This window comes from Nocardioides pocheonensis, from assembly GCF_003725535.1.
GTDB lineage: Bacteria > Actinomycetota > Actinomycetes > Propionibacteriales > Nocardioidaceae > Marmoricola > Marmoricola pocheonensis.
The window spans coordinates 68,155-81,361 of sequence record NZ_RJSF01000003.1 but is presented as its reverse complement, the minus strand read 5'-3'; the positions used below and the strand labels follow the sequence as shown (position 1 = coordinate 81,361).

Annotated in this window: 11 protein-coding genes; all 11 read right to left on the bottom strand. The window is 68.4% G+C overall.

What is annotated here, in order from left to right; translation table 11 throughout:
* Positions 1-284 precede the first annotated feature (284 nt).
* The 11 genes from EFL26_RS00820 to EFL26_RS00770 all read right to left on the bottom strand — a co-directional run bounded on the left by EFL26_RS00820 (position 285) and on the right by EFL26_RS00770 (position 13,205).
* The gene (locus EFL26_RS00820; RefSeq protein WP_123220986.1) at positions 285-1,265 is read right to left on the bottom strand and encodes a reverse transcriptase family protein; all 981 of its coding nucleotides are present in this window, start codon (positions 1,263-1,265) and stop codon (positions 285-287) included.
* 120 nt (positions 1,266-1,385) lie between these two features.
* Positions 1,386-2,132, bottom strand: a complete 747-nt coding sequence (locus EFL26_RS00815; RefSeq protein ID WP_148046587.1) for a hypothetical protein — start codon at positions 2,130-2,132, stop codon at positions 1,386-1,388.
* A 655-nt stretch (positions 2,133-2,787) separates the two neighbouring features.
* Complete coding sequence (gene iolD / locus EFL26_RS00810) at positions 2,788-4,695, bottom strand: 3D-(3,5/4)-trihydroxycyclohexane-1,2-dione acylhydrolase (decyclizing) (RefSeq protein ID WP_221176786.1); 1,908 nt, start codon at positions 4,693-4,695, stop codon at positions 2,788-2,790.
* Positions 4,695-5,624 carry a 5-deoxy-glucuronate isomerase gene (iolB, locus tag EFL26_RS00805; RefSeq protein ID WP_245999928.1) on the bottom strand — a complete coding sequence of 310 codons (930 nt, stop codon included), beginning with the start codon at positions 5,622-5,624 and terminating at the stop codon, positions 4,695-4,697. Before iolB ends, iolD begins: the two co-directional genes overlap by 1 nt.
* Positions 5,625-5,662: 38 nt before the next feature.
* Positions 5,663-6,610 carry a Cgl0159 family (beta/alpha)8-fold protein gene (locus EFL26_RS00800; protein ID WP_123220983.1) on the bottom strand — a complete coding sequence of 316 codons (948 nt, stop codon included), beginning with the start codon at positions 6,608-6,610 and terminating at the stop codon, positions 5,663-5,665.
* Positions 6,610-7,590, bottom strand: coding sequence for a 5-dehydro-2-deoxygluconokinase (iolC, locus tag EFL26_RS00795; RefSeq protein WP_123220982.1), 981 nt, complete (start codon positions 7,588-7,590; stop codon positions 6,610-6,612). Before iolC ends, EFL26_RS00800 begins: the two co-directional genes overlap by 1 nt.
* Positions 7,584-8,450, bottom strand: coding sequence for a sugar phosphate isomerase/epimerase family protein (locus EFL26_RS00790; RefSeq protein ID WP_123220981.1), 867 nt, complete (start codon positions 8,448-8,450; stop codon positions 7,584-7,586). The genes iolC and EFL26_RS00790 overlap by 7 nt, the downstream gene beginning before the upstream one ends.
* A gap of 13 nt (positions 8,451-8,463) precedes the next feature.
* Positions 8,464-9,960, bottom strand: coding sequence for a CoA-acylating methylmalonate-semialdehyde dehydrogenase (locus EFL26_RS00785; protein WP_123220980.1), 1,497 nt, complete (start codon positions 9,958-9,960; stop codon positions 8,464-8,466).
* Between the two features lie 116 nt (positions 9,961-10,076).
* Positions 10,077-11,087, bottom strand: a complete 1,011-nt coding sequence (locus EFL26_RS00780; RefSeq protein ID WP_123220979.1) for a sugar phosphate isomerase/epimerase family protein — start codon at positions 11,085-11,087, stop codon at positions 10,077-10,079.
* Between the two features lie 41 nt (positions 11,088-11,128).
* Positions 11,129-12,307 (bottom strand): Gfo/Idh/MocA family protein, encoded by a 1,179-nt coding sequence (locus EFL26_RS00775; protein ID WP_123220978.1) that lies wholly within the window; start codon positions 12,305-12,307, stop codon positions 11,129-11,131.
* 34 nt (positions 12,308-12,341) lie between these two features.
* The gene (locus tag EFL26_RS00770) at positions 12,342-13,205 is read right to left on the bottom strand and encodes an ATP-binding cassette domain-containing protein (RefSeq protein WP_123220977.1); all 864 of its coding nucleotides are present in this window, start codon (positions 13,203-13,205) and stop codon (positions 12,342-12,344) included.
* Positions 13,206-13,207: the final 2 nt, after the last annotated feature.

The window sequence follows — 13,207 nt, the reverse complement described above, 5'->3', positions numbered from 1 at the left end:
CAATCCGCCAGCCACCGCTACCGACCAAACGACTCCGGGCCGAGAAGCGTTCGAATGCGCACCTTCCGAAGGTCCTTGGGCGGTGTCTTGAGTGTCGCTCACGATGTCAGTCTTCCAGTGCGAGGCTCTTCCACGGCGACCGTGTTGGTCCAAGCGAGCTCATCTCGTCGTAGCTTGCGGACTGACGTGGGTCGGTGAGCCGTTCCCTCTGCGCGGCATGGGCGTGCCACGCAGGGTCGCTGAGATCTCTGTGGAACCACCGGCAGTGGTCTTCACCGGGTGAGTCACCAGTCCTCTGGGAAGTTGATGTCTTCCAGAATCGCGTCCCACTCTGCGCTCTCTCGGTCTGCGTACCGCCTCGACGCAACGTCGTTCCATGCGACGAGCAACTTCTTCCCAAAGACCGGATCAACGTGCGCGGCGTAGTGGACCCAGCCGTTCAAGCGGTCGTGCAGCATGGGGGTCGGAGAACTCAAACGCGCGTCACGAAGGCCGTACTTGGAGGCGAAGTAGACCTCCCGTCTCAAGAGTCTCTTCATCGATCGCGGGATGTGCGGACCGGCACTGTCGCCGACGTACAGTCCGGTGACGTACTGCGGTTTCCCCCTTCGCATGAAGCGGGTCTTGCCTGTGTTGACGCTCCACCCGAGATCCGCCAGTAGGGCAGAGGCCGCCTCGAGCAGTTCGTCATTCACAGACTCGTAGGGTCCCGAGAACGTCAGGTCATCGACGTAACGCGTATACGACACACCGGCTCGCGCAGCGAAGGACGTGAGTTCAGCATCGGACTCCGTAAAGACGATGTTCGAGAGAAACGGACTCGTGCTGAATCCTTGGGCGAGTGCATCGTTAACGAGCGCCACTCCTGCAACTGCGTCGGCGGCGTCCTCGTCAAACTCGTAGTCCCCTAGAGCCCGGACCAACCTCTGCTCGTTGATCGTTCCGAAGAAGTCCTTCAAGTCGACCCTCAGAACAACATCCTGGTCCAGATGAACGGCGGCGTTCGTCGCGATGTCTCGGCCAGTGACGAATCCGTGTACTGCTGCAGGTGGCATATATCCAGAGATACGGCTCAACCCAATGGTCAGTTGCTTGAGAAATCGGTCCAGCGCGACTTCCGGCCTCAAGACAACGCGAGGGCGCCGCCGCCGCTGAGGAATGGACATTCGTGAGTATCCAGAGCCAGCAGCAATCAGATTGCTCCAGCGGATGAATTCGTCCGCATCTAGGGCACTGGCGGAGCCGAGGTCCGCGAGGTCGATCATCTCGAAAAGCCTAGGTGCGACCGAGGGTGGGCCCTGCGCCTGCTACCCAGTCCATACGCGTGCGACTCGCACACCACCTGGCGCCACCCCCGGCGCAGCAGGAATCATACCGATACGAGCTCATCCGAGAGTCCTCCGAACGACACGAGCGTCATCTAGCGACCTCGCTACCGATATTGAGCCAAGGATGGCCCTGAAGGTTCGCGACCGGTTTTCTTTCGGATCAACCTCCAACTCCGTTCCCGCGCCATCCGACCGCCACTGTCCAAAGATGTGCAGCACGTAGTCCGGCACCGCGAGCATGTATGGGGACTGTTTCGCGCCAAAGCGAACTTCGATCTCGGGCGCACGACGTCCGAAAGTACGCGCGGCGCGAAGCACGACCTGCTCGACGTACGAATCCATCCCTTCTGCTGACTCGAAGCAGAAGACGACCTTCGGGCGGCTCCGGTAAGCACCGAGTACGTCATGCACCAACTGGTCAAATACGATCATGAGGCGCTGCTTGTCGGACAAGTCGGGGCGCGTCGAGCGGTCGCTGTAGACGATCATCGACTTGAAATCGAGAGTGTCCGCAAGGAAATCTACAAAGGCCATGCGCACCTCAAGCGGATCATTGGTGGCGTGAAACCCGTCCTGCCGAAACCTTTCGAAGCCCCGCATGCCAGCTAAGTAGTGACGCTTCCTATTGTGAGAAAAGACAGACGCGACTCCGGATTCCATCCGGTCCGCGCTGCTCGACTCGACCAGCACAGCGGCAGCTGCGACGAACGGGGCGTAGCTTTCGTCTACGAAGGCGAAAACTGACCCCTCTGAATAGTTGTCTCCGGCGAGAAGACTAGTGTCGCTGGCCCCAGCAGGGTGCATCCGTGAAGCGTAGCGCCCGCAATAGAAGTGAGGACCTGCTTCCGTTGACGGTCAGTTCGGCGAGAGGTGAGACCTGGACCGGCCGCGTCTGAAGCTGGTGTTCCTTTGCGTCTGGGGTCCCTGATGCGGATTCTGCTCGTGGTCTCCTGGGCAACCCGACGAGAGCAGGTCCGGGGTACGCGTCCTACTGGGCGGTGTGCACCGGCCTCACTGCGACGGTGTGCAACGCATCAGACCGCATCGAAGACTGCGGAGCCACCGAACTGCAAGGGGTCCTCACCTCTTGAGCGACGTCCTGGTCAGCTCGCCCGTGATGGGGCACGGGGTAGTTTCGAGGCTCTCTTCGCTCGCACCTCAACCACCGGCGAGAGTGGGTACGACGGGGGCACGAGCGGGTCAAGGGACGTGGTGTCGGCAAGCTCAACCACCGGTGGCAGGGCTCTGACCTCGGACTTCACATCAGAGCCGGTGGCAGGAGTCGAACCTGCGCCATCCTCATGACAGGATCGATCCGGGCCAGTGGACGACGGCCAGGGGACCCTGTTCTGAGCGTGAAGCGGGTTGGTTGCTGAGGGCCAGGTAGGGGCGGTTCTGCATGAGCGGGGGCACGTGAGGGGCACGCATCCCTGGCCCTCTGCCTGACCCCGGACCCTTCTCAGAGCCAGCGGATCTGGCGTTCCTTGCCTTCGTCGTACGACGCTCGGCCGGTGAGCGAGGCCGGCACGCCGGTCTCCCACCACGCTCCGGCCTCGGTCCAGGCGGCGTGGTGGACGCGGCAGACGACCACGGCGGGGCGGCGTTGCGTCCGGGCGGCGTCTCGGGCGCGGGCGTAGGCGGCCTCGAGGTCCCCGGGGTCGTTGCTGTGTCGGACGTCCTCGACGTGGGCGCCGAGGGCGGCGGCGTGGGCGGCGAAGTCGACGGTGATGCTGCCGTCGGCGCCCGGTCCACGGGAGTCGGCCAGCAGGTTGTTGAACCCGTCGGCGCCCTGGTTGGTCTGGAGCCGGTGGATGACGGCGTAGCCGGCGTTGTCGCAGACGACCGCGACGTAGGGGTGACCGGAGAACGCGGCGGAGTAGATCTCGGAGTTCAGCATCAGGTAGGAGCCGTCGCCGAAGATGGAGGTGACCAGGCCGCCGGGATGGGTGAGCTGCCGGGCCATGGCTGCACCCCAGGGCGCGACCACCTCGTAGCCCATGCAGGAGAAGCCGTACTCGAGGTCCATGGTCGCGCCGGAGGTGCCTCCCGCGCCGTGCTTGACCTCACCGGTGCGCCAGCCGCCGTGCAGCTCGCCGGGCATGCCGCCGGACGCCGCGAGAACGTAGTCGTCCGGCGTGCTGGCGTGGTTGACGATCCCGGTGACCTGGGCGTACGTCAGGGTGCCGTCAGGGGTGTGGCCACCAGCCCGAAGGCTGTCGACGTGGGCGTCCCAGGCCGTCTTCTCGAGTGCGGCGCGGGCCGCCCATTCCGACGGGCCGGCCCACTCCCCCAGTGCCGCGGTGAGCTCGGCGAGGGTCTCGCGAGCGTCGCCGACCACGGTGTGCGCGTTGTGCTTGACCGCGTCGAACCGGGCCGCGTTGACCGACACGAGGCGCACGCCGGCGGCGAACCCGGTCCACGAGGAGGTGGTGAAGTCCTGCAGTCGGGCGCCCACCGCGAGCACGACATCAGCCTGCGCAGCGAGGGCGTTGGCGCTCGTGGAGCCGATGATGCCGAGCGCTCCGCCGTACAGGGGGTGGTCGTGCGGCACCAGCGTGCGGCCGGCGACCGTCTCGACGACCGGCACCTGGTGCTTCTCGGCGAACGCGAGCGCCTCTGCTCCGGCGCCGGAGTAGCGGACGCCGCCGCCGAGCACCAGCAGCGGCCGCTCGGCCGCTCGCACGATCTCGGCCGCGGCGGCCAGGTCCTCGACGTCGGGCCGGGTCCGGGGCACCCGGTGCAGTCGGGGCTCGAACATCGCGGCCGGGAAGTCGTGCTCCTCGGCCTGCACGTCCTGGGGCAGCGCCAGGGTCACCGGCCCGCAGTCGGCCGGGTCCGTGAGTACCCGAGCCACCTGCGGCAGCGTCGCGACCAGCTGCTCGGGCCGGGTGATCCGGTCGAAGTAGCGCGAGACCGGCCGGAACGCATCGTTCACCGACACCGTCGGGTCACCGAAGTGCTCGACCTGCTGCAGCACCGGGTCCGGGGCCCGGCCGGTGAACGTGTCGCCGGGCAGCAGCAGCACGGGCAGCCGGTTGGCGTGGGCCAGCCCGGCGGCGGTGACCATGTTCAGTGCCCCGGGCCCGACCGAGGTGGTCGCGGCCATCACCTGACGCCGATCCACGGCGCGGGCGTAGGCGACCGCGGCGAGGGCCATCCCCTGCTCGTTCTGTCCCCGCCAGGTCGGCAGCTGGTCCCGTACGTCGTGCAACGCGGTGCCCAGGCCGAGGACGTTGCCGTGCCCGAAGATCGCGAACACACCGGGGAACAAGGGGACTTCGGTGCCGTCGAGAAGCTCCGAACGCTGGGCGATCATCCACCGCACCAGCGCCTGCGCCGTCGTCAGTCGGATCGTCGCTGCGTTCATCAGCTGTGCCTCTCTCGCGAGCTGGAGATCAGGTCGTCTCGCCGGCCGGATGCACCCGTGACCGGGCAGCGCGGGTCGGTCTCCATGGTCGCCCAGGTCTCGCGTACCCACGCGTGAGCGGAGTCGTCGCAGAACGCCAGCGCCCGGCCCTCGGACGGACCCGCCATCACGTTGAGGTAGTACATCGGGTAGCCGGGCGCAGCGATGCACGGCCCGTGGTATCCGTGCGGGACCAGCACGACGTCGTGGTCGCGGACCTCGATCAGCTCGTCGATCGCCTCGAGTCCGGCGGCTTCGTGCTCGGCGCCGGTGTAGGTGCGGTGGTAGCCGAAGCCCGTGCGCGAGGGAGTCACCTGGTCGTCTCCGGCGATCCGGTAGTAGTAGATCTCCTCGTTGACCACCGGGCACGGCTCGGAGGCGTCGTGCTTGTGCGGCGGGTAGGACGACCAGTTGCCCGGCGGGGTGATCAGCTCGCAGCAGATCAGCTTCTCGGCGTGGTCCCAGACCCCGGGTACGCCGAAGTTGGTGACCTGGCGGGTCGCGTTCCCGGCGCCGCGGACCTCGACCGGGACGTCCTCGGCCGCGCCGTACCGGGGCGGGAGCGCTCGCGTGCACCGCGCCGACGGCATCGCGACTTCGGCGCCGGTCACGCTGCGCAGCGTCACGACGCTGCCCCGGCCGACGTACGCGAAGTCGGTGACCGCGGTGAACACCGACTCGCGACCCGCCAGCTCGAAGGTCGCGAGCGGTCCGCCGAACTCGCCCGTGACCTCGACGGTCAGCGACCCGGACAACGGCAGCACGAACGCCTCCGACTCGCCGGTCCGCACCACCCGAGGCTCGCCTGCGGGAAGCCAGAGGACCTTCAGCCCGGTCCAGTCCCAGCCGGCGTCGCCAGGGGTGAGATCGATGACCGTGCCTCTGGACACGTCCGCGACCTCACCCCCGGCCCAGGGTCGGTGCACCGTCATCGGCGCGGGTTGGAGCCAGCAGCGGTACGGAGCACGCTGGCCGCGGCGGCAACCGCTGCACCGACGTCCCCATCGGGTGGGTAGAGCAGCGATCTGCCCACCACGAGCCCACGCACCGTGGGCTGGGTCAGTGCCTGTCCCCAGGACGCCAGGTCCTCGGCGGGGTCGGGGCCGGGGACGCCGCCGAGGACCACGCAGGGCAGCGTGGTGGCGGCGAACACGGTCTGCGGGTCCTCGCACGACGGCATCTTCAACCAGGTGTGGGCGCTGGTGGTGCCCAGCCCGCTGGCGACGGTGACGGCACGAGCCAGGGACTTGGCGTCCTTGAGGAGGGTGAGCGTGCCGTCCTCGCTGCGGTGGTAGGGCAGTGGCTCGACCATCGCCACCAGACCGCGTGCGGCGAGCTGGCTGACGGCGGCCGCGCAACCCTCGATGGTGCCCGCGGTCGAGGGGTCCCGGTCGTCGATGCGCAGCAGCATCTTGCCGCCCTCGAGCTTGCTCGCGGCGATGCTCTCCGCGTCGTAGCCGGTGAACCGGTCGTCCATCGTCCAGCTCGCGCCGTCCAGTCCGCCGCGGTTCATCGAGCCGATGACGACCTTGCCCTCCAGGGCGCCGAGCAGCAGCAGCTCCTCGACGACGTCGGGGGTGCCGAGCACACCGTCGACGTCCGGGTTCTCCAGCGCGACCAGCAGCCGCGCGAGCAACGAGCGCCGGTCGGCCATCGCCATCGGGTCGCCGCCCGAGGCCAGCGCACCCCGGGCCGGATGGTCCGCAGCGACCAGGAACAGCGTGCCCCGCTCGGACAGGATCCGGTCCGGGCGTCGCCGGGCGGCGTAGGCGCGACCGACGGCGGCCGGGTCGGTCGCCCGCACCTCCAGCAGCCGCAGCCACTGCTCGTCGGTCAGGTCCGGACCGCCGCGTTCCACGGCGATGTCGGTGGTCATCAGAGTGCTCCTGGGATGGCTGGGGCGGTGGCGACGAGGGATTCGAGCTCGTCGGAGGTGGGCATGGCATCGGCACAGGCGAGCCGGGAGGCGACGATCGCGCCGGCCGCGTTCGCGTGCTCGGCGATCCGGACCGGGTCCCACCCGGACAGCAGGCCGTGCACGAGGGCCCCGCCGAAGGCGTCGCCGGCGCCGAGCCCGCAGACCACCGTCACCGGGTGCGGCGGGACGACGGTCGCCGAGTCAGGGGTGGCGACCAGGACACCGGCTGCGCCCATCTTGACCAGGGCGAGCTCGACGCCGCGGTCGATCAGCCGGTCGGCGGCCTCGTGCGGGTCGGCGGTGCCGACGGCGACCTCGACCTCCGCCCGGTTGCCGACCACGACGGTCGCGTGGTCGAGCAGCTGGTCGTACTCGGCGCGGGCATCCTCAGGAGAGGGCCAGAACATCGGCCGCCAGTCCAGGTCCACGCAGGTCCAGCGGCCAGCACCGGGGTCGGGCCGGCCGCGGTGCTCCAGCATCTCGAGGTGGGTGGTGCGCGACGGCTCCACGCTCACCCCGGTGCCGGTCATCCACAGCACGGGGACGTCCGCCACCAGGTCCCAGGGCACGTCGTCCTTCTCCAAGGTCAGGTCAGGTGCGATCGGGCTGCGGTAGAACAGCAGTGGCGGGTCCTCGGGCGGGTTCAGCTCGCAGAAGACCACCGGGGTGTTCAACCCGCGGGCGGTCCCCACGAACGCGGAGTCGACCCCGAAGCCGGCGAGGGCCTCGCGGACGTAGTCTCCGAAGCCGTCCGCGCCGACCTTCGTCAGCACCCCGGTACGCCGGCCCAGCCGGGCCGCGCCGACCGCGACATTGGTCGCGGTGCCTCCGAGGAACTTGCCGAACGTGCTCACGTCCTTGAGCGGGCCGTCCTGCAGCGGGTAGAGGTCCACTCCGACCCGGCCCACGGTGAGCAGCTCGAGGGAGGCGCTCACCACGAGCTCACGTACTTGTCGATGGTCTCGCGCATGAACAGGCTCGAGTCCCGAGCCCGGTCCTCCCAGGCGAAGACGCACGAGGTCATGATGTTGCGGTCGCTGTCACCGAACCCGAGCCGGCCGAGGGTCTCGAAGAACAGGTCCCACTTCACCTCGCCCTGGCCGATGTCGAGGTGCTGGTGCACCCGGATCGGGTTGCCCGGCGGGTTGGTGATGTAGCGCAGACCGGACGAGGCGGTGTGGTCGAAGGAGTCGGCGAGGTGCAGCTGGGTCATCAGCGGCCCGGCGTACTCCATGATCTCGACCATGTTGCCGCCCATGTGGAACGTGTGCGGCGCGCAGTAGAGGAAGGAGACCAGCGGGCTGTTGATCCCGCGGATCATGTCCACCGCGACCAGGCCGTCCTCGACGAAGTCGTCCGGATGCGGCTCCAGCCGCAGCTCCACGCCCTCGCGCTCGAAGACCGGCAACAGCTCCTCCATCGACCGCCAGAACTGCGCCTCACTCCGGGACGCCTGCTCGGGACGGCCGTTGAACTCCGAGTTCATCACCCGGCAGTCCAGGTCGACGGTGATCTGGATGGCCCGCTTCCAGTACCGCACCGCGGCCTGCCGCTCGTCCTCGTCGGGCCCCGACCACCGGTACAGCGGCAGGTGCGAGGCGATCGCCACCCCCGCCGCGTCGAGCGCCTTCTTGAACGCCTTCACGGTGGCGTCGTCCGCACGCGGGTGCAGGAAGAAGGGCGTGAAGTCCTCCCGCGGCGACAGCTCGATGAACTCATAGCCCAGGTCCGCCACCAGCGCCGGCAGCTCCAGCAACGGGGTCGTGCGGAACATGTACGGGTCGAGCGCGATCTTCATCAGTGGTCCCCTGTCACTTCGAGGTGGGGAAGTGGAAGCTGGCGTCGCTGGCGAGCTCGCGGCGCGGCCAGCGTGCGGTGATGACCTTGGCGCGGGTGTAGAAGGAGACGCCTTCAGGTCCGTGGATGTGCTTGTCGCCGAACAGGGAGTCCTTCCAGCCGCCGAAGGAGTAGTAGGCCATCGGCACCGGGACCGGCACGTTGATGCCGATCATCCCGACGTGCACACCCCGCTGGAACCGTCGCGCCGCCTCGCCGCTCGAGGTGAAGATCGCGGTGCCGTTGCCGTAGGGGTTGGCGTTGATCATCGCGATCGCCTCGTCCACGTCGTCGCAGCGGACCACGGAGAGCACCGGCCCGAAGATCTCCTCGCGGTACACGTCCATGTCGGTGGTGACGTTGTCGATGACCGTGGGGCCTACGAAGAACCCGTCCTCGTGACCGGGCACGGTGTAGCCGCGGCCGTCGACGGTGATGTCCGCGCCCTGGGCGGCGCCGGTGCCGATCAGACCCTGGATCCGCTCCTGTGCCGCGCGGGTGACCACCGGGCCCATCTCGACCCCGGGTTCGCGCCCGGACCCGACCTTGACCGCCCGGGCCCGGTCGTTGACCGCGGCGACGACCGCGTCCGCGGCGCTGCCGACCGCGACCGCAGCCGAGATCGCCATGCACCGCTCACCCGCGGACCCGAACGCCGCGGCGGCGAGGTGGTCGGCGGCGAAGTCGATGTCGGCATCCGGCAGCACGATGGCGTGGTTCTTCGCCCCACCGAGGGCCTGGACCCGCTTCCCCGTCGCGGAGGCCCGCTCGTGGATGTACTTCGCGATCGGCGTGGAACCGACGAACGAGACGGCCGCCACCTCGGGCGAGTCGAGGATCGCGTCGACCGCGACCTTGTCGCCGTGGACCACGTTGAAGACCCCGTCGGGCAGGCCCGCGCGCTGCCAGAGCTCGGCGATCAGCACCGACGCCGACGGGTCCCGCTCGGAGGGCTTGAGGATGAACGTGTTGCCGCACGCGATCGCGACCGGGAACATCCACATCGGCACCATCGCCGGGAAGTTGAACGGCGTGATGCCCGCCACGACCCCCAACGGCTCGCGGAACGAGTAGGTATCCACCCCGGTCGAGACCTGGTCGGAGTAGTCGCCCTTCAAGAGCGAGGGGATGCCGCACGCGAACTCCACCACCTCGAGGCCACGCTGGACCTCGCCCAGTGCATCGGAGAGCACCTTTCCGTGCTCGTCGGTGATCAGCTCGGCCAGTTCACTCGCATGGGCGTTGACCAGCTCACGGAACGCGAACAGCACACTCGTGCGCCGGCTGACCGACGTCTGCGACCAGGTCTCGAAGGCTTCGGCCGCGGCGGCCACCGCCGCCGAGACGTCGACCGCATCGGCCAGCACCACCTCCGCCTGCTGTCCGCCGGTCGCGGGATTGAAGACCGGAGCGGTCCGGCCCGAGCTGCCGGGGCTGGACTTGCCGGCGATCCAATGCTCGATGGTCTTCACGGGGGGCCTCTCTTCGGAACGTGTCGCGTGGAACGGTCTGGGAACAGGTGGTGTCGGTCCCGGCGCGGTCTGGTCGAGACCCGCGCCGGAACCGAGGTCAGGATCTGCGAGCTGTCTCAGCCGGCGAGGCCGGCCTGTTCGGCGCCCTTGATCAGGTTGTTGGCGGCGTACTCCAGGCCCTCGATCTGGCCGAAGGTTGCGTCTTCGTGCTCGATGTTCACCGCGCGGACCGGAGTGTGCTCTTGCAGCGCCGTCAGGAAACGCGCCCAGAAGTCGACGTCGTGACCGCGGCCGACGGCCACGAAGGACCAGCCAGGAACGGCCGGCCAACGGGTGACCGTGTAGTGACCGCCGAGGCCGAGCGGGTGCTCGTCGGCCGGGATCCACTCGAAGCGGTCGTCGAGCACGCCGTTCACGGCTGCGGTCTCGTGGATCAGGGTGTCCTTCGCCGCGGCGAAGAACACCAGGTCACCGAGGTCCTCGACCGCCTTGATCGGGTCGATGTGCTGCCAGAAGAGGTGGCTCGGGTCCATTTCGGCGCCGACGTGGTTGACACCGCCCTCGGGCGTGGTGCGCTCGATCAGTCGCTTCAGGGTCGCCGGGTTGAAGACCAGGTTGTGCGGGTGCATCTCGATCGCGACGTTCACGTCGTGCTCCGCCGCGAGCTGCTGGATCTCCTTCCAGAACGGCACCGCGACCTCGTCCCACTGGTAGTCCAGGGTCTCCTTGTAGACGCTGTCCCACGGGATCACCGTCCACGAAGGGCGCGTGCCACCGCGCTCGGCGGCGGGCAGGCCGGACATCGTGATGACCGTCTTGATGCCGAGCAGACCGGCGAGCTTGATGGTCCGCTTCAGGTCATCGCCGTGGGTGACCTCAGGGTCCGGGTGCAGCGGGTTGCCGTTGCAGTTCAGCGCCGTCAGCTCGATCCCGTACTTGGGGAAGATCGCGAGGTACTCCTCGCGCGCCTCGGCACTCTCGAGCAGCTCCTCGACCGGGATGTGCGGGGTTCCGATGAACCCGCCGGCATTGATCTCGGCGCTGTCCAGTCCGAGGTCGCGCAGGATCGACAGCGTCTCCTCGAGGGTCTTGTCGTGCAGGCAGGCGGTGTAGGCGCCGAGCTTCATGGGGGTGGTCCTTTCGGAGTCTGGGTTGTCGAGAACTGGGGTCAGGCGAGGGTGACGGCCTGGCCGCCGTTGAGCGCGGACTGGGTGACCGCGGCCTGGATCTCCATGTTGTGGAGACCGTGGGCCAGCGAGGGAAGCGGCGGAAGCTTGCCGAGGCCGGCCACCTGGTCGAGGAACGCGCGGCTCTGCCACGCGAACAGGTCGTTCTGCCCGTGGCCGACCGAGGGGAAGTCCATCGGGATGCCCTTGTCGATCCCCGGGTGCTGGGGGCCGATGAGGACGCTGCGGAACCCGTTCGTCTTCCCGTCCGGGCCCTGGTCGGCGAAGGTGAACTCCCCCGGCCGGTTGAGGTCGAAGGCAGCCGCGCCGTCGGCGGTGAACACTTCGAACCCGAGCCCGTTGGGCAGGCCGTGGGCGACCCGACTGATCGAGAACGTCCCGACTGCTCCTCGGGCGAAGGTTGCCGTGAAGGTCACGATGTCCTCGTTCTCCACCGGCTCCATGGTGTCGCCGACCGCACCGGCCGCGTGTCCGACCGTGGCGCCAAGAGCGACGGGACGCTCGGTGGTGAAGGTCTGGAACACCGCACCGCCGACGCTGGTCATCGGACCGCAGAGGTACTCACCGAGGTCAATCATGTGGCTGCCGATGTCGGCGAGCGCTCCGGTGCCCGGGCCACCCTTGTAGCGCCAGCTCATCGGGTTGTTCGGTGCCTGGGCGTAGTCGCACCAGTAGTGGCCGTTGAAGTGCCGTACCGGTCCGATGACCCCGCTGTCCAGCTGTTCGCGGATGGCGTTGATGCCCGGTGTACGCCGGAAGGAGAAGCCCACGCCGGACTGGGTCTCGGCCGCCTCGGCCGCGGCCACCATCGCCTTGGCGTCCTCGACCGAGGGTGCGAGCGGCTTCTCGCAGAGGACGTGCTTCCCGGCGGCCAGCAGGGCCTCGACGACCGGGCGATGGAGCTCGTTGGCGATCGCCACCGAGACCACGTCGATGTCAGGTGCGTCCACGATCGCTTGCCACGACGTCTCGGCGCGCTCGTAGCCGAACCGCTTGGCCCCGTCGACGGCGAAGGGTTCGTGCGCGTCGGCGATCGCCACCAGACGGATCTCCGGCAGGTCGAGGTCGTAGAGCTGGCTGGCGGTGCGGTAGCCCGCCGCGTGGGCGCGGCCGACCATTCCGGCGCCGATCACGGCGACGCCGAGTGAGTTCTTGCTCATGGAGTTTGCTTTCTCGTGGAGGGGCGGACTGAGATCAGTCGTTCGACTTCGACTGCGCGAGCCGCTCGAGCTCGACGGGATCAGGAACATGACCGTGGTGCGCGGCCTGGTAGGCCTCGAGCTCGGCCTCGAGCTCGGCCATCGCCTCTCCGCCGGCCATCAGGTCGGTGATCTCCTCTCGCGTGCGCTCGCCCTTGCGGAAGTCGGCAGCAAGGGCGCCGTGGATCAGCACCGCGAAGTGGTCGCCGACCGTCATCGCGTGGGTGACGTTGTGGGTGACGAGGATGACCGCGACACCCTTCTGCCGTGCCTGCATCACGATCCGCAGGACGTGCGCGGCCTCCTTCACCCCAAGGGCGGCCGTGGGTTCGTCGAGGATCAGCACATTGGCGCCGAAGTACACCGCGCGGCCGATGGCGAGGGCCTGTCGCTCGCCGCCGGAGAGGCCGCCGACCAGGCGGCTGCCCTCGGTGACGCGCGTGATGCCGAGGCTCTGCATCTCGCGTACTGCGACCTCACCGGCGAACCTGTTGTCCAGCCGCTTGAACGGACCCCAGCCGCGGGTGGGCTCGGCGCCGACGAAGAACGAGCGTCCGATCGTCATCAGCGGGAAGGTCCCGCCGAACTGGTGGACGGTGGCGATGCCGTGCTCGCTCGCGTCCCGGGGCGACTTGAAGTTCACCGGAGTGCCGTCGATCTCCATCACACCGGAAGTCGGCTCATGGAAACCGGACAGGATCTTGATCAGCGTCGACTTCCCGGCGCCGTTGTCGCCGAGAAGGCAGAGCACCTCACCCGGGTTGACCTCGAGGTTGATGTCGGTCAGGACATCCGTCGTACCGAAGGTCTTGCAGACGTTGGTCAGCTTGAGCAGTGGTTGGGTCGAGTTCTGGGTCATGG